At 68.9% G+C, this 22,721-nt stretch carries 18 protein-coding genes; 11 read left to right on the plus strand and 7 right to left on the minus strand.

Annotated elements, in window-relative coordinates; all coding sequences use genetic code 11:
• Positions 1–81 precede the first annotated feature (81 nt).
• Positions 82–1,386 (minus strand): zinc-dependent metalloprotease, encoded by a 1,305-nt coding sequence (locus EII34_RS08335; RefSeq protein WP_124844702.1) that lies wholly within the window; start codon positions 1,384–1,386, stop codon positions 82–84.
• A gap of 117 nt (positions 1,387–1,503) precedes the next feature.
• Between EII34_RS08335 and EII34_RS08340 the strand changes: the two genes are divergently transcribed.
• The 3 genes from EII34_RS08340 to EII34_RS08350 are packed head-to-tail and all read left to right on the plus strand — an operon-like array spanning position 1,504 to position 5,925.
• Positions 1,504–2,544, plus strand: a complete 1,041-nt coding sequence (locus EII34_RS08340; RefSeq protein ID WP_260425094.1) for a YlbL family protein — start codon at positions 1,504–1,506, stop codon at positions 2,542–2,544.
• On the plus strand, positions 2,537–3,058 hold the full coding sequence (locus tag EII34_RS08345) for a PPA1309 family protein (protein WP_260425095.1): 522 nt from the start codon (positions 2,537–2,539) through the stop codon (positions 3,056–3,058). Before EII34_RS08340 ends, EII34_RS08345 begins: the two co-directional genes overlap by 8 nt.
• Entirely contained in the window at positions 3,058–5,925 is a 2,868-nt protein-coding gene (locus EII34_RS08350; RefSeq protein WP_260425096.1) for a UPF0182 family membrane protein, read from the plus strand. The genes EII34_RS08345 and EII34_RS08350 overlap by 1 nt, the downstream gene beginning before the upstream one ends.
• Here the strand turns inward: EII34_RS08350 and EII34_RS08355 are convergent, their stop codons facing one another.
• From EII34_RS08355 to EII34_RS08380, 6 genes are all read right to left on the minus strand, one after another.
• Positions 5,926–7,248 carry a M16 family metallopeptidase gene (locus EII34_RS08355; RefSeq protein WP_124844706.1) on the minus strand — a complete coding sequence of 441 codons (1,323 nt, stop codon included), beginning with the start codon at positions 7,246–7,248 and terminating at the stop codon, positions 5,926–5,928.
• Complete coding sequence (locus EII34_RS08360; protein WP_185711243.1) at positions 7,245–8,477, minus strand: M16 family metallopeptidase; 1,233 nt, start codon at positions 8,475–8,477, stop codon at positions 7,245–7,247. The genes EII34_RS08355 and EII34_RS08360 overlap by 4 nt, the downstream gene beginning before the upstream one ends.
• A gap of 31 nt (positions 8,478–8,508) precedes the next feature.
• Positions 8,509–8,898, minus strand: a complete 390-nt coding sequence (locus tag EII34_RS08365) for a DUF3040 domain-containing protein (RefSeq protein ID WP_124844708.1) — start codon at positions 8,896–8,898, stop codon at positions 8,509–8,511.
• Between the two features lie 77 nt (positions 8,899–8,975).
• Entirely contained in the window at positions 8,976–11,120 is a 2,145-nt protein-coding gene (locus tag EII34_RS08370) for a transglutaminase TgpA family protein (protein ID WP_124844709.1), read from the minus strand.
• The gene (locus EII34_RS08375; RefSeq protein ID WP_124844710.1) at positions 11,120–12,367 is read right to left on the minus strand and encodes a DUF58 domain-containing protein; all 1,248 of its coding nucleotides are present in this window, start codon (positions 12,365–12,367) and stop codon (positions 11,120–11,122) included. The genes EII34_RS08370 and EII34_RS08375 overlap by 1 nt, the downstream gene beginning before the upstream one ends.
• Before the next feature lies 1 nt (position 12,368).
• On the minus strand, positions 12,369–13,340 hold the full coding sequence (locus EII34_RS08380; protein ID WP_124844711.1) for an AAA family ATPase: 972 nt from the start codon (positions 13,338–13,340) through the stop codon (positions 12,369–12,371).
• Between the two features lie 155 nt (positions 13,341–13,495).
• Here EII34_RS08380 and mraZ point away from each other — a divergent pair, with 155 nt between their 5' ends.
• The 8 genes from mraZ to EII34_RS08420 all read left to right on the plus strand — a co-directional run bounded on the left by mraZ (position 13,496) and on the right by EII34_RS08420 (position 22,404).
• Positions 13,496–13,930, plus strand: coding sequence for a division/cell wall cluster transcriptional repressor MraZ (gene mraZ / locus EII34_RS08385; protein ID WP_124844712.1), 435 nt, complete (start codon positions 13,496–13,498; stop codon positions 13,928–13,930).
• Between the two features lie 143 nt (positions 13,931–14,073).
• Positions 14,074–15,030, plus strand: coding sequence for a 16S rRNA (cytosine(1402)-N(4))-methyltransferase RsmH (gene rsmH / locus EII34_RS08390; protein WP_124844713.1), 957 nt, complete (start codon positions 14,074–14,076; stop codon positions 15,028–15,030).
• Positions 15,027–15,521: a cell division protein FtsL gene (ftsL, locus tag EII34_RS08395; RefSeq protein WP_124844714.1), complete on the plus strand. Its 495-nt coding sequence runs from the start codon at positions 15,027–15,029 to the stop codon at positions 15,519–15,521. Before rsmH ends, ftsL begins: the two co-directional genes overlap by 4 nt.
• A 149-nt stretch (positions 15,522–15,670) precedes the next feature.
• A complete protein-coding gene (locus EII34_RS08400) occupies positions 15,671–17,467 on the plus strand; it encodes a peptidoglycan D,D-transpeptidase FtsI family protein (protein WP_395858082.1) in 1,797 nt (598 codons plus the stop codon).
• Positions 17,464–18,981, plus strand: a complete 1,518-nt coding sequence (locus EII34_RS08405) for a UDP-N-acetylmuramoyl-L-alanyl-D-glutamate--2,6-diaminopimelate ligase (protein ID WP_124844716.1) — start codon at positions 17,464–17,466, stop codon at positions 18,979–18,981. The genes EII34_RS08400 and EII34_RS08405 overlap by 4 nt, the downstream gene beginning before the upstream one ends.
• Positions 18,978–20,411, plus strand: coding sequence for a UDP-N-acetylmuramoyl-tripeptide--D-alanyl-D-alanine ligase (locus tag EII34_RS08410; RefSeq protein ID WP_124844717.1), 1,434 nt, complete (start codon positions 18,978–18,980; stop codon positions 20,409–20,411). The genes EII34_RS08405 and EII34_RS08410 overlap by 4 nt, the downstream gene beginning before the upstream one ends.
• Entirely contained in the window at positions 20,408–21,478 is a 1,071-nt protein-coding gene (gene mraY / locus EII34_RS08415) for a phospho-N-acetylmuramoyl-pentapeptide-transferase (RefSeq protein ID WP_124844718.1), read from the plus strand. The genes EII34_RS08410 and mraY overlap by 4 nt, the downstream gene beginning before the upstream one ends.
• Positions 21,460–22,404, plus strand: a complete 945-nt coding sequence (locus tag EII34_RS08420; protein ID WP_124844719.1) for a Mur ligase family protein — start codon at positions 21,460–21,462, stop codon at positions 22,402–22,404. Before mraY ends, EII34_RS08420 begins: the two co-directional genes overlap by 19 nt.
• Positions 22,405–22,721 lie beyond the last annotated feature (317 nt).

Below are 22,721 nucleotides of genomic sequence, written 5' to 3' on the forward strand. Positions count from 1 at the left end.
CCTTCCCCTGCGTGCCGTCCCGGACGGGGACACATCAATGGTGAACCCTGAGGTGGCTGTTCGTCAAGTGGACGCCGGAACTCACTCCCCGAGGAGCTTGCGCAGTTCGGCGTCCAGATCCCCCTCATCGCCCGAACGGTGGTCCGGATGGACGTACGACAGTGGGTCCGCGAGGTGCTGTGCGCCGGGCAGCAGGTCGGGGTGACGCCAGATCGCATCCCTGGCCTCGGCCCCATGGGCGTGCTCCTGTGAGGCCCAGAGGTTCTCCGCGTCCCTCACCAGCCGGGGCCGGAGCTCGAGGCCGAGAAGATCGGTGAACACGTCACGGGTGGGCCCCCCGGAGGCCCGACGGCGACGCACCACCTCGGCCAGCTGAGGTGCCGTCGGCATGTGCTGGGCGGCGGCTGCGGTCACGTGATCGACCCACCCCTCGATCAGTGCCAGCAGCACCTCCAGGCGACCGAGGATCTCCAACTGGACGGGGGTGGATGCGGGTTTGAAGAAGGAACGTTGCACCTGTTCACTGACGGCGACGATCTCCTCGAGGTTCATCCCCTCCATCGTCGGCTGGATCTGTTCACCGAGCGCCTCGAAGTCGATGTGGATCTCCCGGGCGAAGTGGGCCAGCAACGCCTCGAGCTGGGGGGTGAGCCACCCCACCGAGTCGAACAGTCGCTGCCTGGCGGACTCGCGGATCAGCAGATGGATCATCACGTCACGCTCCGGGAGATCGAGGTCCCGGGTGAACTCCGCGACGTTGGCGGGCAGCACCGTCGCCCGGGACCCCGCAGCCAGCCGGATGCCGACCTCGGAACCGGTCAGGGTGGTCCCGGCCACGGCCGCCAGCACCTTCGCCAGACGCTCCCGGTACATCAGTGACGCCGCCGTGCGCATCATCGGGGCGAGCATCTGGGACAGTCCCTGCAGCTGCTGGTCCTCGGGATCGGTGTCACCCGCCCCCCGTTGCAGCGCATCGGCCAGACCGTCGATGATCGGTTCCACCAGCTTGCGCCACCCCTGGGAGGTGGCCATCAGCCATTGTCCCCGACGCTGGACCTCAGGAGGCAGACCGGCGCCACGGAAGGAGGTCACCGGATCCAGCCAGGCCTGGGCCAGCCGTTCCGCGTCCGCGATGGCCAGCTTCTCCTGGGGCGTCAGCTCCGGATCCGGCCCCTGTTCCTTGGCGGTGTTCATGGCCCGGGTGATGGTGGTGCGCCATGCCGCGTCGGGATCCTGGTCGGCAGGAGTGAACCCCAGACCGCCGGATGCCTGGAGATGCTGCAGTGATCGCATCATGTCGGACAGGTTGAGGTCATCGGCCGACAGGCCGAACTGCTCCAGCAGCCGACGGAGCTGCTCGAAGTCGAAGCCTCCGGGTGTGGTCATGACGTCCCTTTCACGATGTGCTGGACTCCATTGAACCTCATCGCGTCAAGAACGACGATGAGGCTGGGCTTGATACGCTTGCCCGCATCTGATCGTGAGTTGACGAAGGGGGCCTGGGTGTCGCGCAACCTGGTGGCGGTGGTGTCCTCGGTGCTGTTCGTCGTGTTCGCCGTCGCGATCGTGCTCATCCCGGTCCCCTTCGTCACGTGGCGCCCGGGCCAGACCGTCGACGTGCTGGGAGGCACCGAGGAGGGGCCGCTCATCGAGATCTCCGGACTGCCGGTCAGCTCCAGCGGGGGCACACTGCTCATGACCACGGTCTCGACCACCCGCGTCGACTCCAACGTGAGTCTCCCCGAGGCCCTCATCGCCCATGTCGCCGAGGACTCGGACGCCCTGCCCCGGGAGATCCTCTACCCGGCGGGGAAGTCGTACGAGGAGGTCCAGAGCGAGGCCGTGGCCCTGATGGACACCTCGCGTGGCAACGCCACCGTGGCCGCGCTCCGGGCCGCCGGACAGACGGTGACCGAGATGCCCATGATCGCTGCGGTGACACTGTCCGGTCCGGCGAACGGGGTGCTGCAGCCCGGTGACCTCGTCGAGGCCATCGACGACACACCGGTCAGCAGACGTGAGGACATCCAGGATGCCATCCGCAGGAGAGGCGTCGGGGAGCCGGTCGTGTTCCGCGTCATCCGGGGTGGCGACATCCTCTCGCTCACGGTCACCACGGTGCAGGGCACGGATGGACATCCCAGCATCGGCATCAGGATCACCACGGGGTACCGCTACGCACCGACGGTCACCTACCGGATCGACCCGGTGATCGTCGGGCCCTCCGCCGGCCTGGTCTTCGCGCTCGCCGTCTACGACCGCATCACCGACGGTGTCCTGCCCGAGGGGGCGGTGGTGGCGGGGACCGGGGCCATCGACGCGGCGGGCAAGGTCTCGGCCATCGGTGGTGTCAGGGAGAAGATCAAGGGCGCCGAGAAGGCCGGCGCCACCATCTTCCTCATGCCCCGGGCCAACTGCCAGGACCTGGGAGTGCTGAACACCTCCATCCGCCTCGTCCCGGTGACGACGCTGAAGGATGCCATCGCCGCCCTCCAGCTCCTGGAGGAAGGAAAGACCGATGAGGAGGTGCCCACCTGTGGGTGAGCCGGACAACAGTCGACTGATCGCTGCTCTCGCCGAGATCGAGCGTCACGTCTCCCAGCTCGGCTGGGACCAGCCGGCCCGGCTGTTCGCACTCGTGCCGACCGGAACGCTCCTCGACCTGGAGCCACAGCTTCGTGATCGCGTCACCGAGACCGCGGTCGATTCCCTGACCGCCGTCGAACAGGACGAGTTCGTCGTCGGGGACGACCTGTTCGAGAGGCTGCAGCGCATCGGGTGGCCGGACACGGTGACCGGCTGTGCCCTCGCGATGGAACGGGCCCTGCTCCCACCCGAGCACGAGGACGAGATCCCCGCGGATCCCGACGAGGCCGTCGCCTTCGTCAACGCGCACCCCGCGCGCACCGATGTGCGTTTCGTGGTCGGCGTGTTGCGCGACGGCAGCAGGCACGGCCTGGCCCGTGTCGTGTCCAACCCTGAGGACCTGCTCGGTGCCGAGGACCTGGTGCCCGGACTCGCCGACGCGCTCCTCGCCACTTTGTCCAAGGAGGCATGATGGCCGCTGAGCAACTCGAGACCCCCCGCCGGAGCCCGCTGCTGATCACGGGAGTCATCCTGCTCGCCGCCGCGGCGCTCCTGGCCCTGCTCGCCCGGTTCTGGACCGACTTCCTGTGGTTCAGGAGCGTCTCGGCCACGACCGTGTTCCTCACCCAGCTCTCGGCCCGCGTCGGCCTGTTCGTGGTGTTCGGACTGCTGTTCGGGGCCGCCCTGTACGCCTCGTTGTCCGTGGCCTACCGCCTCAGGCCACCGGTCAGGCGCAGCAACCTGGACTCGGAGCTGCTGATCCAGCTGAGGGACAACCTCGATCAACGGTCCCGACTGATGCTGCTCGTCCCCTCGCTGCTGGCCGTGGTCGTCGGTGGGGCCTTCGCAGCCGGTCACGAGAACGTCTTCCTGGCCTGGATCCGGGCCACCGAGTTCGGGACCCGGGACGCCGTCTTCGGGCTGGACGCGTCCTTCTACGTCTTCCACCTGCCGTGGTGGCGGTTCGTGCTGTCCTTCCTCACCTTCACCGCCATCCTGTGCCTCGTCGGTGCGGTCATGATCCACTTCCTCACCGGTGCGGTCAACGCGGCCGCGTTCCGGGGGAGCGGCAACACCCGGGCCGGGAAACCGGCACAACGCCAGCTGTCGGTCCTGCTCGGGATCATCCTCCTGCTCTACGGCATCTCCGCGTTCCTGGACCGGTACGGCTTCCTCACCACCCAGAACAACCTCTTCACGGGCGTCAACTACACCGATGCCACCGCCCGCATCCCCGCCGCCCTGATCGTTTCCTGCATCGCGCTGATCTGTGCCCTGCTGTGCTTCTACAACGCCTTCAAGGTGCGTTGGAGCATCCCGGCGGTCGCGGTCGGTCTGCTGGTGGTGTCCTCGATGATCGTCTCCTCGGTCTACCCGTGGGCGATCCGCAGCTTCGTGGTGCGACCGAACGAACCGGACCTGGAACGTCCCTGGATCGAGCACAACATCGAGGCGACCCGCGGTGCCTTCGGCATCGACGACGTGGAGATCACCGACTACGAGGCGGTGACGACGGTCAGCGCCGGACAGCTTCGGGCCGATGCCGAGTCGCTGCCGGCCATCCGACTCATGGATCCGGCGGTCATCGCCCCGACCTTCGAGCAGCTCCAGCAGGTCCGGGGTTACTACCGGTTCCCGGACACCCTCGATGTGGATCGTTACGCGATCGACGGGAGGGAGACCGACGCCGTCGTCGCAGCCCGTGAGCTCGACCTCGAGACCGTTGAGGCCGGGAACACCTGGAACAACATGCACACGGTCTACACCCACGGCTACGGCATGGTCGCCGCGTACGGCAACCGACGCGAGTCGAACGGGGAGCCCACCTACTTCTCGGGCGGCATCCCCACCGAGGGGCTGCTCGCCATCGAACAGCCCCGGATCTACTTCGGGGAACAGTCCACCCACTGGGTGATCGCCGGTGCCCCGGAGGGGGCGGAGCCGGTGGAGCTCGACACCCCCGGCGGTGGTGAGGGCCACACCGAGACGAAGTTCACCTACACCGGTGCCGGTGGGGTCCCCATCGGGAACTTCATCAACAAGGCCGCCTTCGCCATCCGGTTCGGGGACGTCAACCTGCTGCTGTCCGAGCGGGTCAATGCCGAGTCCCGGCTGATCCATGACCGGGTCCCGGTGGAGCGGGTGCGACAGATGGCCCCGTTCCTCACCGTCGACTCCGATCCGTACCCGAGCGTGGTGAATGGTCGGATCGTGTGGATCATCGACGCCTACACCACGACGGCCGACTTCCCGAACTCCACCCGGGTGGACTGGACCAACGTCATCCAGGACACCCGGACCTCGGCGGACCAGATGTTGCGTGGCACGCAGGTCAACTACGTGCGCAACTCCGTCAAGGCGACGGTGGACGCCTATGACGGCACGGTCACCCTCTACGGCTGGGATGAGACCGATCCGATCCTCGCCACCTGGTCGAAGGTCTACCCGGGGCTGATCACCCCGAAGTCGGAGATCTCGCCGGAACTGATGGCGCACCTGCGTTACCCGCAGGACCTGTTCAAGGTGCAGCGTCAGGTGATGGGGCTCTACCACACCACCAGTGCCTACACCTTCTTCCAGCAGTCGGACATCTGGGAGGTGCCTGCGGACCCGGTCAAGGGCGGGCAGCAGGGCACGAAGGAACCTCCGTACTTCCTGACCATCAAGTGGCCGGGTGATGAACAGGCGCACTACTCCAACACCACCGTCTTCGTGCCACGGGGACGTGAGAACCTCTCGGTCTACCTCGCGGTCAACGCCGATGCCACCAGCCCGAACTACGGCAAGCTCAGGGCGTTGAAGCTCTCGGATGCCAAGCAGATCCCGGGCCCCGGGCAGACCTACAACGCCATCTCGACCAATGAGGCGGTCGCGGATCGGTTGCTGCCGTTCAACCGGCAGGGCAATGCACGGGCGATCTACGGCAACCTGCTGACGCTGCCCGTGGGCGGTGGTCTGATGTACGTGCAACCGATCTACACCCAGACCAGTGAGACCAGTGGCGGGTACCCGGCTCTGCGGTTCGTCGTGGTGCGTTTCGGTGAACACGTCGGGATCGGTGACACCCTGCAGGCCGCGCTGGACCAGGTGTTCCAGGGGGATGCCGGAGCGGCGACGGGGGAGGAACCGACGGGTGAGGAACCGACCCCGAACCAGCCGACCCCACCCGATGACCGGACCCCGGCCGAGAAGGCGAAGGTGCTGGTGGCCGAATCCGTGACGAAGCACGCCGAGGCCGACGAGGCCCTGCGTGCCGGTGACCTGGGGGGCTACCAGCGACTCAACACCGAGGCACGTCAGAAGCTGGAGGAGGCCCTCGCCCTGCTGGAGGAGGGGTGATCAGGCGCTGGCGGGACGGATCTCGTGCGTGATGCCGTGGCGGGTCAGGTCCGCACTGACCCGCTCAGCCGGCCCGACGATCACAGTGGTGAGGTCAGCCGGGCGCACCCGGTGCCGCCACACCCCGGTGACCTTCTCGGCGCTGGTTCGCTCCAGTGAGGCACTGATCTCGTTGACGAAGCGGGGATGCTCCCCGGCAGCAGCCAGCAATGCGCTCTGGTGGGCGATGTCGGCCGCGGTCTCGTTGCTGAGCGGGGAGACCTGCACCAGGAACCGAGCGCAGTCCCGGATCTCCTGGGGGGTGAATGCCTTGGCCAGGGCCACCTGGTCATGGATGTGGGCCACCGCCTCGGCGGTCGCCTCGGTGGCCACGGAGGCCCCGACGGTGAACCAGCCGTCCTGGTGCCGGGCGACGACCCCACCCGAGACCCCGTAGGTGAAGCCACGGCGTTCCCTGAGCTCCAGGTTCAACCGTGACGAGAAGGCGCCGGCCATCGCGTGGCCACCGAGCTTCAGTGCGGCCCAGTCCGGGTCGCGTCGTCCCGGGGTGAGCACGGCACACCGGATGACGCTCTGGGCTGCATCCGGGTGATCCACCACCACGCATCCGCCGACACGTGCTCTCGGGGCTGTCGGTGTGTCGGGCCGAGGGATCGCCTCCCAGTCGGTGAACCTCGCCACCAGGGCCTCATCGGGGATCCGGTCCAGATCCCCCGCGATCACCAGCGTCGCCCCGGTGGGCCGCCAGAACCTGGCGTGCCAGTCCCGGACCTCGGTTGAGGTGATGTCGGCCAGGCTCTCGGGGGTGCCGGTCAGATCACGTCCCTCCCGGGTGTTCGTGCCGAACAGGATGGCTCGCAGCTGCTGCCAGACCCGTCCCTGAGGAGTTGCCTGACGTCGTCGCCACGCCGCGTCCAGTGCCTCCACGTGATGTGCGACGCTGTGCTCCTCGAAAGCGGGCTGCCGGACCACATCGGCGAACAGGGGGAGTGCCGCCTCCAGGCGCCAGGTCGGGACACTGAGTGTCAGGCTGCTGTGGTGCCAGGCGACGGAACCGCCGAGGGCCGCTCCCTGGAGCTCCAACTCCTCCACGATCTCCGGGTGGTCGACCGTGGCCTCGTCAGAGGTGTGGAGGGCGACGCTCGCCACGCCTTCCACGTGAGACGGTTCATGATGGACCGGGGCGGGAAGCACCAGCTCGACGGAGACCAGTCGTTGTCCCGGCAGGTGCGTGCGCCACAGTCTGAGGCCGTTGTCGAGGATCCTCTCCTCCGGGAGGGGGAACTGCCAGGGCGCTGGGTCGCGGACGACGGGACGGCTCACGGCTTCTCCTCGGGCAGGTAGTGGAGTGCTGCAGCGTCGGTGCGCCCGGCGAGGGCACGGGCGATGTCCTCGCTGTGGATCGCGGCCAGGCGATCCAGGTGCGCATTCATGTCCTCCGGGTCCCCATGCGTCAGCCAGGCGTCGGCGGCGACGGCCGCCCTGCCCTCGACGGAGGCCAGTTCCTCGAGCCAGTCCCGTTCCGCCTTGGCCCGGGCTCGGGCGAGCTCCCGTCGGTCAGGGCCCGTGAAGCCGCACAGTTCAACCCGGAGGGCCTCGGTCAGCTCCTCGGGGGAGACCCCCTCGGTCGGCCGGGCCTGCACGACGGCCAGTGAGGGGCCCCGCAGGTGACCGATGAGGAAGGTGTGGACCTCCTGGGCCACGGCGTTCTCCTTGACCAGACGGCGGTGCAGACGTGACGCATGTCCCTCGCCCAGCACTGCGAGCCCCAGCTCCAACGCCAGGAAGTCACGGTGTCCGGCAGGTGGTGCCAGCCAGGAGAGGTGGATGAGCGGGTGGGGCACCCGTCCTCGATGCACCAGGGACTGGGCCGAGGTCATGGGGTCACCCGGGGTGGTGCGCTCGGGGACCGGGGCGTCGGTGATTCCTGAGAAGTGACGTTCGACCAGATCGACGGCCTCGGCCGGGTCGACCGCCCCGGCGAGCACGAGGCGTGCGTTCGAGGGCCGGTACCAGCGTCGGTGGAAGGCGGTGACGTCGTGGAGGTCCGCCTCCGCCAGGTGGGCCATCGACCCGATCGGCAGGTGACCGTAGGGATGGTCCGCGGGGAAGTGCTGTGTGACCAGGGTCTCCAGGAGGTCGCCGTAGGGGCGGTTGTCGTAGCGTTGCGCCTTCTCCTGCGCCACCACGTCACGCTGGGCGTCAAGGTTGGTCTGCGAGATGTCCAGGCTGCGCATCCGGTCGGCCTCGAGCCACAGCACCAGTTCCAGCGCCCCGGGGGGCACGGTCTCGTGGTAGACGGTCCGGTCGGAGGAGGTGTAGGCGTTGACGCTGCCGCCGAGGGCCTCGATGGTGGCCATGTGCTCCCCCGGAGCCACCTCGGCCGAGCCCTGGAACATGAGGTGCTCGAAGAGGTGTGCGAAACCCGTCGCCCGGGGGTCCTCGTCCACCGAGCCGACCTGGAAGGTCAGGTTGACCGCGACGGCCGGGGAGGAGGGGTCCGGCAGCACGGTCAGTTCGAGGCCGGCTGCGAGCCGGTGCCGTTCGATCACGTGGTGGTGACTCATCGGGCGGGTGCCGCTCTCAGTGGTCCCCACCCTCCTGACGACGGCGCCAGCGTTCCTCGAGTTTCTCCATGAAATCGCCGCTGGAGTGCTGTCTGGCGGGGCGTGGGTGACGCCCTCCGTCGTTCGGGACGCCGTCCTCGGCGATCCGGGTCCAGGCACTCAGCCCGATGATCGCAGAGATCAGCATGATGACGAAGCCGGCCACGGAGATGGCCGGTTGGATCTGGATGCCGATCACCAGTGCGGTCAGCCCTGCGATGAAACCGAGGACCGCCAACGTGGCACGGCGTTTCTGGACCCGGAACTGCGGCACGCCCCGCAGGGTGTCGGCGAGTGTGGGGTCCTCGGCCATGAGGGAAGCCTCGAGCTGCTCCAACCGTCGCTGCTCATGCTCGGACAGAGCCATCCGCAGTCTCCTTCGTACGAGTGTCCAGAACTACCTGGGGATCCCATTGTATGGGGTGTGGAAACCGCTCACGGTCATCAGCCCCGTCGCCGCACGAGTGAACGTGGTGCGAGGATCGCGGCGAGTCGACCAAGCCCTGGGGCATCGGCCAGCAGAAGTCGTCGAACCTGTCTCGTGAGGGCGGGCAGTTGCCCCAGATCCGGTGCCCGGCGGGCGTACAGACTCTGTTCCACGAGTTCGGCCACGGCCCGCAACCGTTCCGTGGCACCACGTGACAGGTCGGTGCCCATCGCCTCGACCGCCGCGACGGGGGAGCCCGGCTGCCAGGTGAGTCCCAGGTCGGTGAAGGTGTCACGGATCTCCCGCCAGGCCGACGATGCCAGCACCGGCACCTCCTGCGAGCTTCGCAACCGCATCCACCCACGGGCGGCTCGCACCAGGGCCGGGATCGACAGGAGCACGACGAGGGCCAGCACTCCCAGCAGGATCAGGGGCAACGCGCCGCCCCCCTGTCCGCCGGACGGGCCACCCTCCGGGGTGACGACCTGGCCACTGGGTGAGGGGGTGGGTTCGGCGCTCTGCGGCTGTGAGGGCTCCAGGGTCGGGGAGGGGGAGGCCGCCTCGGGGGTGGGCGTGGCCGACGGCGGTGCCGGGGCCTCCTGGTTCTGGTTGGAGCCCGCCGAGTCGTAGGACTTGGTGGGTTCGAAGGGCACCCATCCCAGACCCTCGAAGTACAGCTCCGGCCAGGCGTGCATGTTGTCGGTGGTCACCACGAAGCCCTCGCCCTCGGGCGTGCCTCCGGTGAACCCGACCGCGACCCTGGCGGGGATCTTCAGCATCCGCGCCAGCAGCGCCATGCTGATGGAGAAGTGGATGCAGTAACCGGCTCGATCCTTCAGCAGGAAACTGGCCAGCGCGTTCGTGTCGGACCCGCTGGGTGCGTTCAGGGTGTAGGTGAACTGATCCGACTGGAAGAACTCCACCAGGGCCAGTGCCTTCTCCCCGTCGGTCTCGGCGCCCTCGGTGATCTCGGCCAGGAGGTCGGAGACCTGTGCGGGGACGTCGGAGGGCACCTCCAGGCTGCGGTCCCCGTCAGGGCTCTGCCCGGCCCTGGCGCGAGCGATGGTGGCCGCGTCCGGCTTCGGCACCACCGAGACGGTTCGGTAGTCCAGGCGGGTGCTCTGGGTCTCGCCCGCATCACCCGTCGCCACGACGCTGAGGGTCTCCGGGTCCCAGGCCCAGTTCCCATCGGCCTCGAAGCCCTCCGGGGAGAACGGGATGGGCAGGTACTGGGAGGGGAACCGCATCGCGACGTTGAGTTCGACCCTGTCCCCGGGGAAGTCGTACGCCCCCGAGAGGTCGCCGGTGCGCAGCTTCATCGAGTCGAGCTGCGCCCCGTTGGAGGTGAGCTTCGACATGGCCGTGGTCCTGAGGTAGTGCGGTGCCCGATCGCTCGAGGAGTAGGTGAGCACGACGACCGGATCCGGCAGGTGGAGGTTCTGCTCCAGGTCCAGCGTCGGGTCACTGAGCTGGATGGGCTTGTCCTTCTGGTCCGAGGTCCAGGACTGCTTGTCGCCCATCGGCAGGAATGTCGAGACCCCCAGGGTGAGCGCGACGGCGAGTGCGGCGGCCACCCCACCCAGCAGCCATCGGGCCCCTTCGAAGCGTGAGGTTCCCGGACGGGGGGCGGCGAGCAACACCGCGGCGTACCCCAGCGCGACCGGCAGGAACAGGTGGAAGGGGATCTCGACGGGTTGGACGAGCGCGGCGATCCCGAACGGCAGGGCCAGGGTGGCGATGGCCCAGGCCGGCTGGTCGAGGGCATCGGCGAACATGGTGGTGAGGCTCCAACTGGTCGCGGCGAGCAGCAGCAACAGCCAGGCCGCCTCCGGTGAGGCCTGTACCGGGAGGTCGGAGGTGGACAGCGAACGCACCCCGGCGGCGGTCAGGGTGCCCCAGCCCTCGAGCCAGTCGGTGGTGGGGGAGAGTGTCACCCCGCGCCATCCGAGCAGGCCGAAACAGGTGAGCCCCGTCAGCAGCATCGTGACGGTGCGTCCCACGCCGAGTGCGGCCAGAAGGGCTCCGAGCACCCCCGGGGCCACCACGACCAGCACCAGGTCCCAGCCGAACAGCGGTCCCTCGACCAGTGGATCGGCGGGCATCAGGGAGGCCAGCACCGCGACGGAGATGACCGGGGGCAGCAGGAAGGAACGTCTCGACATCACAGGGCCTCCCGTCGGGCCATGAGGAGCTGCCAGCCCTCCGGGACCGAGGTTCCCGGGGCGTAGGAGGCGAGGTTCCAGCCGGTGCTCGACAGCAGGCGACACGCCTCCTCGTGGGCCCGGGCACGTTCCGGTGGCAGGTCGAAGGCGACGGCGTCCGGGACGAGGGCATCGGTCTGGGCCAGTCCGGCGGTCGCTGCGACGAGGGAGGCGGCGTCTCGTGCGGTGAGGACCCCGAGGCACGCGACCAGCGATCTGGCCGCGCTCAGTGCGTCGGGATCCGCGAGGCAGTCCTCCAGGGATTCCCGTCCGGAGGCCTGGATCTCGGTCATGGCGGCGATGAGACGTTCGGAGGACGACGAGCCCTCACCGCGCAGTGGCTGGAAGACCACGCCGTTGGCACCGACCACCGCGATACGCAGTCTCTCCTGCAGCAGGGCGGTCGCCAAGGAGGTGCCGAACGAGATGCCCCACTCCAGGGTGGAGTTGCGTCCCGTGCCCAGGTGGGCCTGGGCACGGGTGTCGACCAGGACGGTCATCGCCGGGTCCCAGGGCTGCTCCTCCAACCTCACCATCATCTCCCCGCGTTTGGCGGTCATCCTCCAGTGGACACGACGCAGCCCGTCACCGTGCCGGTACTCACGCACCAGGACGTCGTCGGTCCCGGCCTGCCCGACGCGCTGTGGCGTCGCCTCGCCGGTCGTGCCCACCGATCTGCCGGAGCGGGGCAGCGGCAGGTGCCAGATCTCGGGGGTCACCCGGAGCCAGGCCGGTTCCCCCGGCACCCGCCAGCGCTTCCAGGCGGTGGCGAACGGATCGAAGTTCTTGGCGCTGAGTGGGCCGAGTGGGAAGTGGCCGCGCATCGAGGTGGGGACCTCGTAGCCCGCGGCCTGCCGCCACACGGTGAGGCCGCGCGCCAGGTCGAAGGAGGCGTGGGGTCCGAGTGAGTCCGGGGTGTGATCCTCGAAGGACAGCGAGGAGAAGCCGAGGTGTCGGGAGTTGCTGACCAGCAGCCGGGCGCGGGCGTGTTCCCCGATGCTGACCGATGGTGGAACGACGCTGCGTTCCACGGCCAGTCGGGGGGAGAGGAACAGCACCACCAGCAGACCCAGGCAGGGGATGGCGGCCAGGAACAACCCGACCCAGGCCAGATCGGGTTCCCCGATCCAGCTGGTGGCGATCGTGATCGCCCCTCCTGCGATCAGGAGGGTCCATCCCCTGGCCGTCAGACCGGAGCGGAACCGCATCTCAGCTCCGGTGGGGTCGGGGGACGGAGTCGGCGATCTGGGCCAGGACGGATTCGTTCTCCCGGCGTGCCACCTGGGCGTCGACGGTCAACAGCACGCGGTGTGAGAGCACCGGCACGACCAGCGCCTGCACGTCCTCCGGGACCACGTAGTCCCGGCCCGCCAGGGCTGCCTCGACGCGCGCCGCACGCATGAGGTGGACCGAGGAGCGGGGACTGGCGCCGAGTCGCAGCTCGGGGTGGGAACGGGTCGACTCGACGACGCGCACGATGTAGTCGCTGACCACCGGGGCCAGGTAGACGGCCTCCATCGCCTTGATGCCCTCGCGCACCTGTGTGACGGTCGCGACGGGGGAGACCGCCCCCAGGCTGTCGCCGGTGGCAGCGGCCTGCAGCATCGCCACCTCGGAGTCATGGGGCGGGTAGCCCATCTCGATCCGTGCCATGAAGCGGTCCCGTTGGGCCTCGGGCAGGGGGTAGGTGCCCTCCATCTCGATGGGGTTCTGGGTGGCGACCACCATGAAGGGTTCGGCGAGTCGATAGGTACGACCATCGGCGGAGACCTGCCCCTCCGCCATGGCCTCCAGCAGGGCGGACTGGGTCTTGGGGGAGGCCCGGTTGATCTCATCACCCAGCACGACGTTGGCGAAGATGCCGCCGGCCTTGAACTCGAACTCGCGCGTCGCCTGGTTGAACACCGACACCCCCGTCACGTCGCTCGGCAGCAGGTCGGGGGTGAACTGGATCCGGCTGACGTGCCCTTCGATGGCTCGGCCCAAGGACTTCGCGAGGACCGTTTTGCCGACACCGGGGACGTCCTCGATGAGGAGATGTCCCTTGGCGAACAGCGCGACGACCGCCATCCGGATCTGCTCGGGCTTGCCGACGATCACCTGGCTCATCGCCTTCTGGATGCGCCTGGCAAGGTCCGCAGCCTCGCTCGGCGTCATGGTCGTAGCTGATGGGTGGGTCATGTGTCTCCTCGGTCTTCCCCGGACGGTGTGACGACCAAGAAGCCTAAAGCATCCACGAAACACCTGCCGTGTGGAGCGCGAGTGGAGCGAAGTGGGGTATTGTGGTGGCCAGTGGAGCAAAGTGGAGGGGATTTGCTGGGAAGGGGGTGCCCCGGATGTTCCTTGGGACTCACACACCCAAGCTGGACGAGAAAGGGCGACTCATCCTGCCGGCGAAGTTCCGCGAGGCCCTCGAGGAGGGGCTCGTGGTCACACGGACGCAGGAGCGTGCGTTGGCCATCTACCCGAAGGAGACGTTCGAGGCCCTCATGGCCCCGGTCAGTTCCGCTCCCACCACGGTGAAGCAGGTCCGTGACTATCAGCGCATGCTGACGGCAGGGGCCAGCTTCGAGGTCCCGGACAAGCAGGGGCGCATCACGATCCCACCGATCCTGCGCGCCTATGCCGGTCTGGACCGTGACGTCGTGGTGATCGGCGCGATGAACCGTGCCGAGATCTGGGACGCCACCCTCTGGGCCGAGTACCAGGCGGAGCAGGAAGCCGGCTTCGCGGAACTCGACGCAGAACTGCTGTCCCACCTGGGGCAGTGACACGGAGCCCGTGACGGCGGTCCGTCACCGGGTCGACCCTGACCTTTCTTCCCCGAGGCCAGGTGCGAATCCGGTGGAGGAACCCCCGCCACGGGACCCAGCTTGGGGAATTTGGGGAATCAGTTGGAAGGGAGGGCCAAGCGATGTTCACCGATGTGCACGATCCAGTGATGGTGGCGCGGATCGTCGAGCTGCTCGGCCCTTCCCTCCAACGCCCCGATGCGGTTCTCGTGGACTGCACCCTGGGGCTCGCCGGACATGCCCTGGCCATTCTCCGGGCCGCCCCGGGAGCGCGACTGATCGGGATCGATCGGGACCGTGACGCGCTCGAGGTGGCGGGTCAGCGGCTCGCCGGATTCTCGGACCGGGTCACGCTGGTGCAGGCCGTCCATGACGAGATCGGTGACGTCCTGGCCGAGCTCGGACTCTCCCGGGTCGATGCGATCCTCGCGGACCTGGGGCTGAGTTCGTTGCAGATCGATCGTGAGGACCGAGGCTTCGCGTACCGCGTGGACGCCCCCCTCGACATGCGGATGGACCAGTCGCACGGTGTCACCGCGGCAGAGGTGCTCAACACCTTCAGCGCGGCAGAGCTCACGTCGGTGCTGCGTCGCTACGGGGAGGAGCGCTTCGCGCGGCAGATCGCGACGGCGATCGTCACCGAGCGGGAGCACCGGCCGTTGACGACATCGGCCCAGTTGGTCGGTGTCGTCGACCGGGCGATCCCGGCCGCCGTGCGGCACCGGCAGGGAGGGCATCCGGCCAAGCGGACCTTCCAGGCCCTCCGGATCGAGGTCAACGACGAGCTGCAGGGGCTGGGCCGGTTCCTCCCGGCCGCACTGCGCGCGCTCGGTGTCGGTGGCCGGATCGCGGTGCTGGCCTACCACTCCCTGGAGGACCGGCAGGTCAAGCAGGCCTTCGCGGCACACGCCACCGACCGGGCCCCACGCGACATGCCCGTCGTGCCGGATGCGCTTCGGGCGGAGTTCCAGCTCCTGACCCGCGGAGCCGAGAAACCTGATGCACAAGAGATCGAGACCAATCCCCGTGCGGCGTCAGCCCGACTCCGCGCAGCCCAACGGATCAAGGAGGCAGCGTGACCACCACCACCCTGGACCGGGGGGTCGCCGCTGAGGCGACACCCACACCTCGGGGCCGACTGCGCATCGCCGCTGCCCCGACGAACGTCTCCACCCTGGGGTTCCTGCTCATCGTGGCGGGGCTCGTCGTGGTGGGGATGGTCGCGGTCATGATCATCACCACCCAGGTCGGGGCGCAGTCCCGTGAACTCTCGGCCCTCAGGAAGGAGGCGACGACCCTGTCGTACCAGGAGGCGGCCCTCACCTCGGAGCTGCAGGAGGTCGCGAGTCCCGGGTCCCTGGCGCTGCGTGCGGCCGAGCTCGGCATGGTGCCGAACCCGTTCCCCGCCTTCGTCGACCTGTCGACCGGGCAGCTGCTCGGGGAACCCCGGCCGGTGCAGGGTGACGAGGCCCCCTACATCACACGGGGTTCCGGGCATGACCCGCTGCCCACCCTGCCCAGCCCGGGAACCCAGCAGGCCGAGGGTCCGACCGGGACGGAGGAGGCATGAGCACCCCTCAGGGGCGCTCGGCCCCACGCCGTCGTCCCGCGACGAGCCGGGCGAGGCCGACCACGTCCCGGACCCGTCCGGTCAAGCGGCCGACGCAGCGCCCCGGGAGCAACCGGGGACGCCGCTACCGCAAGGGGGTCCACCTGCCGGTGGGGCGTTCCCGATTCAGGATCCGGGCCTTCATGCTGGCCCTGGCTGTGCTGCTGTTCGGCTGTGTGCTGCGGGCGGTGCAGCTGCAGACCTTCGACTCACAGGCGTTCGCGGCCGAGGCCGCTGCCAAGATGCAGAACACCCGTGAGCTGCTCCCGGAGCGCGGTCATCTCGTCGATCGCAACGGGGTGGTGCTCGCGGGCACGGAGTCGGCGATGCTCATCACCGTCGACCCCGAGCAGGTCCAGTGGAACGGGGCCGACACCCGTCACCCGATGAGTGAGAAGAAGCAGCAGGAGGCCGAGGCGGCACCCCAGGCCGTGGCGAAGATCCTGGCCACCCATCTCGGGGGTTCCGAGGAGGAGTACCTGGAGACCCTCCTGAAGAAGGGCTCCCGATACGAGGTGATCGCCCGCAAGGTTCCGGCCGCCACCTGGCTCCTGATCGATGCCGACATGAAGAAGGGCATCGACGGTGACGGCAAACGTCGTTGGTACGGTCTCTACGCCGAACCGGACCCGATCCGGACCTACCCCAGCCGAACCCTGGCCAGCAACGTCATCGGTTTCGTCAACGGCGAGGGTGAGGGCGTGACGGGTCTGGAGGGCTCACTGAACACGGAGCTGGCGGGCACCGTCGGCTCCGAGGTCTACGACCGCTCCACCTACGGGCGGATCCCGCTCGGTACCAATGTGCTCACCCCGCCGGTGGGCGGCACCTCCTACTCCCTGACCCTGGACGCGGACCTGCAGTGGTTCACCGAGCAGCGCCTGGCCGAGAGCATCCGGCAATCGGGGGCAGAGACCGGGGTCGCGCTGGTGATGAACGTCAACAACGGCGAGATCCTCGCCCTGGCGAACGCCCCCTCCTTCGACTCGGCGAACCCGGGGGCCGCCGACGTCAGTGACCTCGGCAACCGTTCGGTGAGTGCGGCCTACGAGCCGGGTTCCACCCAGAAGGTGCTCACCATGGCGGCCCTGGCGGACTCGGGTCTGGTGACGCCCGACACCCAGCTCACGGTTCCCAGCCGGATCGCCTCGGGTGCCGGACACGTCTCCGACTCCTTCGAGCACGGCACCATCAAGCTGACCGCCCGCGGGGTCGTCGCACAGTCCTCGAACATCGGCACCATCCAGCTGGCGCGCCAGCTGGACAAGGAGAGGATGCACTCCTACCTGACCGAATTCGGTCTGGGGGCCAAGCCCGGGACCGGCCTTCCCGCCGAGACCCCGGGGCGGCTGCCCGGACCCGACATGGCGGACTACACCAGGGACCAGATCTCCTTCGGGCAGGGGCTGTCGGTCTCCGCGGTGCAGATGGCGGCTGCGCTCTCCGCGGCGGTCAACGGGGGGGTCTACCACCAGCCCCACGTGCTGAGGTCGGCGACCCGGGCCGACGGCACCCCCGTCACCCTGGCCGAACCGACCTCGCGTCGGGTGATCTCACAGGAGGCCTCGGCGATGGTGGTCGAGATGATGGAGTCCGTGATCACGGGGGTGGGCGACGGTGAACGGGCCATCCCCGGCTACCGCACGGCGGGCAAGTCGGGCACGGCGCAACGCTTCGACGCGAACTGCAAGTGCTACAACGGCTACACGGCTTCCTTCGTGGGGGTGGCGCCGGCGGAGAACCCGCAGATCCTGGTCTACGTGGTGCTGGATCGCCCCACCAACGGCAACCTCGGCAGCCAGCTGGCCCTGCCCGTGGTCAACAGCATCCTCCAGATGTCGTTGCCGCGCTACAACGTCCTGCCCTCGGCCACACCGGCCCGGAACGAACCGCTGACCTGGGAATGAGTACGGTGCGACCGGAGCAGGTGCCCGGTGTGACCCTGCGGCGGCTGGCCTCGGACCTCGGGCTGGGGACCGACCTTCCGGAGACCCCGGTCACCGGGATCCGCCTCGACTCGCGACAGGTGCAGCCCGGCGAGGTCTACGTCGCCCTGCCGGGAGCACGTACCCATGGGGCCCGTTTCGCCTCGCAGGTGGCGCAGGCCGGGGCACTGGCCATCCTCACCGATGCCGAGGGGGCTGACCTGGCCGCAGGGGTGGGGATCCCACTGCTGGTGAGTGCTCGGCTGCGACCAGACGCCGCCGAGCTCAGCGCCCGGATCTTCGGGCGACCGGGGGAGGGACTCCAGCTGTTCGGGGTCACCGGGACCAATGGGAAGACCACGACGGTGGCGCTGCTCGAGGCGATCCTGAGTGCCGGGGGGTGCCGGGTCGGCACCGTCGGCACCCTCGGTTTCCGGCTCGACGGGCAGCTGTTGGAGACTGATCGCAGCACCGTCACCACCCCGGACTCCCCGGACCTGCAGGGTCTGCTGGCCCGGTTCCGGGAGGCCGGGGTCGACGCGGTCGCGCTGGAGGTCTCGAGCCACGCCATGGCACTGTCGCGGGTGGACGCGCTGCGTTTCGCCGTCGGGGCCTTCCTGAACCTGGGGCGTGATCATCTGGACTTCCACCGCGACGTGGCGGACTACTTCGAGGCGAAGGCAGCCCTGTTCACCACAGAACGCCTGGATCGCGCCGTGGTGTGGGTCGATGACGAGCACGGACGCGAGATCGCCCGGCGTTGCGTGGCCCAGGGGCTGGAGGTCCACACCGTCGGCACCACCGAGGCGGCCCGGTACCGGTTGCGGGACCACACCGCGGTGGCCCCGCTGGGAGGATGTGCCCGGCTGGAGACCCCGGAGGGAGTGACGGAACTGCGGTTGGCGATGCCCGGCTGGCACAACATGGTCGATGCCGCGGTGGCCTTCGTCATGGCCCGCTGCGTGGGGATCCCGGTGTCGGACATCCTCGAGGGACTGGCCACGGCCCAGGTGCCGGGGCGGATGCAGGTGCTGCCACTGCCGGAGACGGCTCCCACCGTCGTCGTGGACTTCGCCCACACGCCCCAGGCGGTCACGGCGACGCTCGAGGCACTCCAGGGCTTCCCCGAGGTGATCACGGTGCTCGGCTGCGGTGGTGATCGGGACGCAGTCAAGCGGCCGCTCATGGGACAGGCCGCGGCACGGCTGAGTGACCTCCTGGTCGTCACCGACGACAATCCCCGCACCGAGGACCCGGCGGCGATCCGCTCACAGATGTTGAGCGGTTCCCAGGACGGACGTGCCCGTGTCGTCGAGATGCCCGGCCGACGGCACGCCATCGAGTTCGCCCTGAGGGTGGCCGGTGGCGGTAGTGTGGTGGCCATCCTCGGTAAGGGGCACGAGCGTGGCCAGCAGATCGGCGACCAGGTGCTTCCCTTCGACGATGCGGTGGTTGCTCAGGACGCCTGGCACCAGATGGAAGGACGTGATCGATGAGGGCCAGGCGGCTCAGTGAACTGGTCGAACTCATGCAACCAGCACCCGTCGAGGTCCTCGGCGACGACGCCGTGGTGGGACCGGACGTGGTGCTCGACAATCGGCATGTCACCCCGGGGGCCCTGTTCGTCGCGATCCCCGGTGAGCGGGTGGACGGCCATGACTTCGCCCCTGACGCCGCCCAGGCAGGTGCTGCTGCGGTGCTCGGCACCCGGCTCACCGAGGCAAGCCTGCCTCACCTGCTGGTGGAGGAGAGCGTCTCCGGTCTTTCCTGGCTGGCACGGGGCATCGTGCGTGAGGCCCGTGCCGGGGGCATGAGGAGTCTCGGCGTCACCGGGTCCTCCGGGAAGACCTCCACCAAGGACCTGCTGGCCCAGGTGCTGGAGGCCGAGGGGCCGACGGTGGCGCCCGTCGGGAGTCAGAACAACGAGATCGGGGTTCCCCTGACCGCCTGTCGGGTCGATGACGACACCCGATTCCTGGTCTCCGAGATGGGGGCGCGGGGCGTGGGTCACATCGAGTGGCTGACCTCCCTGGTCGGTCTCGACGTCGGAGTGGTCCTCAACGTCGGTGCCGCCCATGTCGGGGAGTTCGGTGGGGTGGCTCAGACCGCCAGGGCGAAGGCGGAGATCATCTCAGGCCTGACCGCCGATGGTTGGGCGGTGCTCAACGCCGACAGCCCGGCCTGTCGTGACATGGCCTCGCTCACCTCGGCCCGGTTGGCCTGGTTCGGTGAGGGTGGACTGCCCCGGGGGGAGATGCAGGTCTTCGCCCGTGACGTGGCGTGCAACGAGTCCTCCCAGCCACGGTTCACCCTGATGGCCCGCCGGGGTGAGATGGAGGAGCAGGCCCCGGTCGAGCTCCAGGTGATCGGCCGCCACCAGGTGAGCAATGCACTGGCAGCCGCAGCCGCGGCCCTCGCCGTCGGCATGGACATCGCCACGGTGGCCGAGCGCCTCTCCGCGGCGCAGCCCCGCTCCAGCTGGCGCATGGAGCTGATGCGGCTGAGAGAGGACCGGCTCGTGCTCAACGACGCCTACAACGCCAACCCCGAATCGATGGCGGCAGCCCTGCGCACGGCGAGTGAGCTGGCCATGGTGCAGCGGCAACGCCACCCCGGTGCCCGCCTCATCGCGGTGCTGGGGGACATGCTGGAGCTGGGGTCGATGACCACGGCGCATCACACGGCGATGGGGCGGCTGGCAGCCGATCTCGAGGTGGATGAGCTGCTGGCCGTCGGGGAACACGCCCCCGTCCTCGCCGCCGCCGCGGTGGAGGCGGGGACCCGTGCCCGGGTCGCCACCCGTGAGGAGGCCGCCGAGCTGCGCCTCGAGGCCGGGGACGTGCTGTTGGTCAAGGGGTCGCGTGGCATCGGTCTGGAGCAGGTCGCGGCCGCCGTCGCGGAGAACGTGGGGGAGGAGCAGTCGTGAAGACCATCCTGCTGGCGGGCGCGCTGGCCCTGCTGATCACCCTGTTCGCCACACCACGCTTCATCACGTTCCTGACCAGGCGTCAGTACGGGCAGTTCATCCGCGACGACGGGCCGCAGGAACACCTCACGAAACGGGGTACCCCCACGATGGGTGGGGTGGTCATCGTCGCCTCCGTCGTGCTGGCCTACACGTTGGCCCACCTGATCCTCTGGCAACCCCCGACCGTCTCCGGGTTGTTGCTGATCGGTGTCACGGCAGCGATGGGCTTCCTCGGTTTCCTCGACGACTGGGCCAAGATCTCCAAGGAGCGCTCCTTGGGGCTGACCGCCCGTGGCAAACTCATCGGCCAGTTCCTCATCGGCGGCACGTTCGCGGTGCTGGCCCTCAACTTCCCCGATGAGCGGGGGCTGAGACCCGCCTCACAGTTCATCTCCTTCCTGCGGGACATCCCGTGGCTGCACCTGCCGTTCATCCTGGCGGTGGTCTGGATCGTGTTCCTCCTCATGGCCTGGCCGAACGCCACCAATCTCACCGACGGTCTCGACGGTCTGCTGGCGGGCAGCGCCACACTGGTCTTCGCGGCACTGACCCTGGTCAACATCTGGCAGTTCAACCAGTGGTGCGGCCGCAGTTCCAGCGTCGGCCCGCTCTGCTACGAGGTGCGGGACCCCTACGACCTCGCGGTGGTGGCCTTCGCGATGGCGGGGTCCTGTTTCGGTTTCCTGTGGTGGAACGCGAAGCCCGCGAGGATCTTCATGGGGGACACCGGCTCGATGGCCATCGGAGCGGCACTGGCCGGTCTGTCGATCCTGACCCGGACCGAGTTGCTGATGGTGGTGCTGGGCTTCCTGTTCGTCATGGAGGCGGGGTCGGTGGCGCTCCAGGTGGGCTACTTCAAGCTGACCAAGGGCAAGCGCATCTTCAAGATGTCACCGATCCATCACCACTTCGAGCTGCTCGGGTGGGCCGAGGTGACGGTGGTGATCCGGTTCTGGATCATCTGTGGGCTCTGTGTGGCCACTGCCATCGGGCTGTTCTACACCGAGTGGGTGACGGGACAGTGAGCGGTCGGCTCGACGGCAGGCACGCCGTGGTGGCTGGACTCGGTCTCTCCGGCATGGCCGCCGCCGATGCCCTGATCGCACTGGGGGCCGAGGTCACGGTGCTCGACGACGACCCCGGGCTCACGGATCGGGCCGGGCTTCTGGAGTCCCTGGACGCGACGGTTCGGCTCGGGGTGGGGGCCACGGCCCGGCTGCCCGAGGAGTGCGATCTGCTGGTGCTCTCGACGGGCTGGAGCGGCACCGAGCCGCTGGCGGTCGAGGCCGCCGGGCGCGGTGTGGCGGTGTGGAGTGAGGTGGAGCTGGCCTGGCGGCTCCACTCGTTGGGTGCGACGGTGCCCTGGGTGGGGGTCGCAGGAGAGCGGGACCGGGTCGAGGTGGCCCGGCTGGTGACGGCGATGCTGAGTGCCGGGGGACTGCGGGTGGCCGAGGCCGGATCGTGCGGCCGCCCAGTGGTCGAGGCCGTCCTCGACGACGCCCCGCGTGACGTGATCGTCGTCGAGCTGTCCGCCGCGCAGCTGCGGGGTGTGGAGAGCATGGCCCTGCACTCGGCGGTGGTGCTGGCCTCAGGGAGCGACGACGCCGACCTGGCCCGCTGCTACGAGCGGGTCACCCATGCCTGCGTGTACAACGTCGAGGACCCCGCCACCGAGGACATGGTGGCCGAGGCGGAGGTGACCGAGGGGGCGCGCGCCATCGGGTTCACCACGGCGATCCCGGCCATCTCGATGGTCGGCGTGGTCGATGACCTCATCGTGGATCGCGCCTTCGTGGCGCAGCGCCACAGCTCCGCGCTGGAGCTGGCCAAGGTCGATCAGGCCGGTGGCCGGGTCGCCCAGGCCGCAGCCGCGGCGGCCCTGGCCAGGAGCCTCAAGGTCCCCGCCCAGGCGGTGGCGGCTGGGCTGCGGGCCGTGAACGACCGGGACTGACCGGTGGAGGGCGCGCGAGCAGGGCTCGCAGCGTCGTTTCGGGACCACCCGGGCCATGTCCGCGCCCCCACCCGGTCCCACTGGTCGTGAATCGTCGCTTTTGCGTCACTTCGGGACCACTCTGCCCCAGTGGTCGCGAACGGATTCCGCTGGAGCAGTGGTCCAGGTCCTCTTAGGTGGGCACGAATCGCCGTTCTGCTTGTCCCAGACCCCTGGTGAAACGTTCCAAGCACAGGCAACCCGCCAGTTCGGGCGCGCTCCTGTTCGCGCAGCCTCTTGGCAGTGATTGACCGACACGCGGGCCGCCTCCACCCCAT

It is taken from the genome of Arachnia propionica, assembly GCF_003859805.1.
Classification (GTDB): Bacteria; Actinomycetota; Actinomycetes; order Propionibacteriales; family Propionibacteriaceae; genus Arachnia; species Arachnia propionica_C.

Excerpts from the sequence above, each read along its gene's own strand:
- EII34_RS08380 (WP_124844711.1), bottom strand. The coding sequence starts at position 13,340 with ATGACCCACCCATCAGCTACGACCATGACGCCGAGCGAGGCTGCGGAC.
- EII34_RS08350 (WP_260425096.1), top strand. The coding sequence starts at position 3,058 with ATGGCCGCTGAGCAACTCGAGACCCCCCGCCGGAGCCCGCTGCTGATC.
- mraZ (WP_124844712.1), top strand. The coding sequence starts at position 13,496 with ATGTTCCTTGGGACTCACACACCCAAGCTGGACGAGAAAGGGCGACTC.
- EII34_RS08365 (WP_124844708.1), bottom strand. The coding sequence starts at position 8,898 with ATGGCTCTGTCCGAGCATGAGCAGCGACGGTTGGAGCAGCTCGAGGCT.
- EII34_RS08370 (WP_124844709.1), bottom strand. The coding sequence starts at position 11,120 with ATGTCGAGACGTTCCTTCCTGCTGCCCCCGGTCATCTCCGTCGCGGTG.
- EII34_RS08405 (WP_124844716.1), top strand. The coding sequence starts at position 17,464 with ATGAGTACGGTGCGACCGGAGCAGGTGCCCGGTGTGACCCTGCGGCGG.
- EII34_RS08335 (WP_124844702.1), bottom strand. The coding sequence starts at position 1,386 with ATGACCACACCCGGAGGCTTCGACTTCGAGCAGCTCCGTCGGCTGCTG.
- EII34_RS08410 (WP_124844717.1), top strand. The coding sequence starts at position 18,978 with ATGAGGGCCAGGCGGCTCAGTGAACTGGTCGAACTCATGCAACCAGCA.
- rsmH (WP_124844713.1), top strand. The coding sequence starts at position 14,074 with ATGTTCACCGATGTGCACGATCCAGTGATGGTGGCGCGGATCGTCGAG.
- EII34_RS08375 (WP_124844710.1), bottom strand. The coding sequence starts at position 12,367 with ATGCGGTTCCGCTCCGGTCTGACGGCCAGGGGATGGACCCTCCTGATC.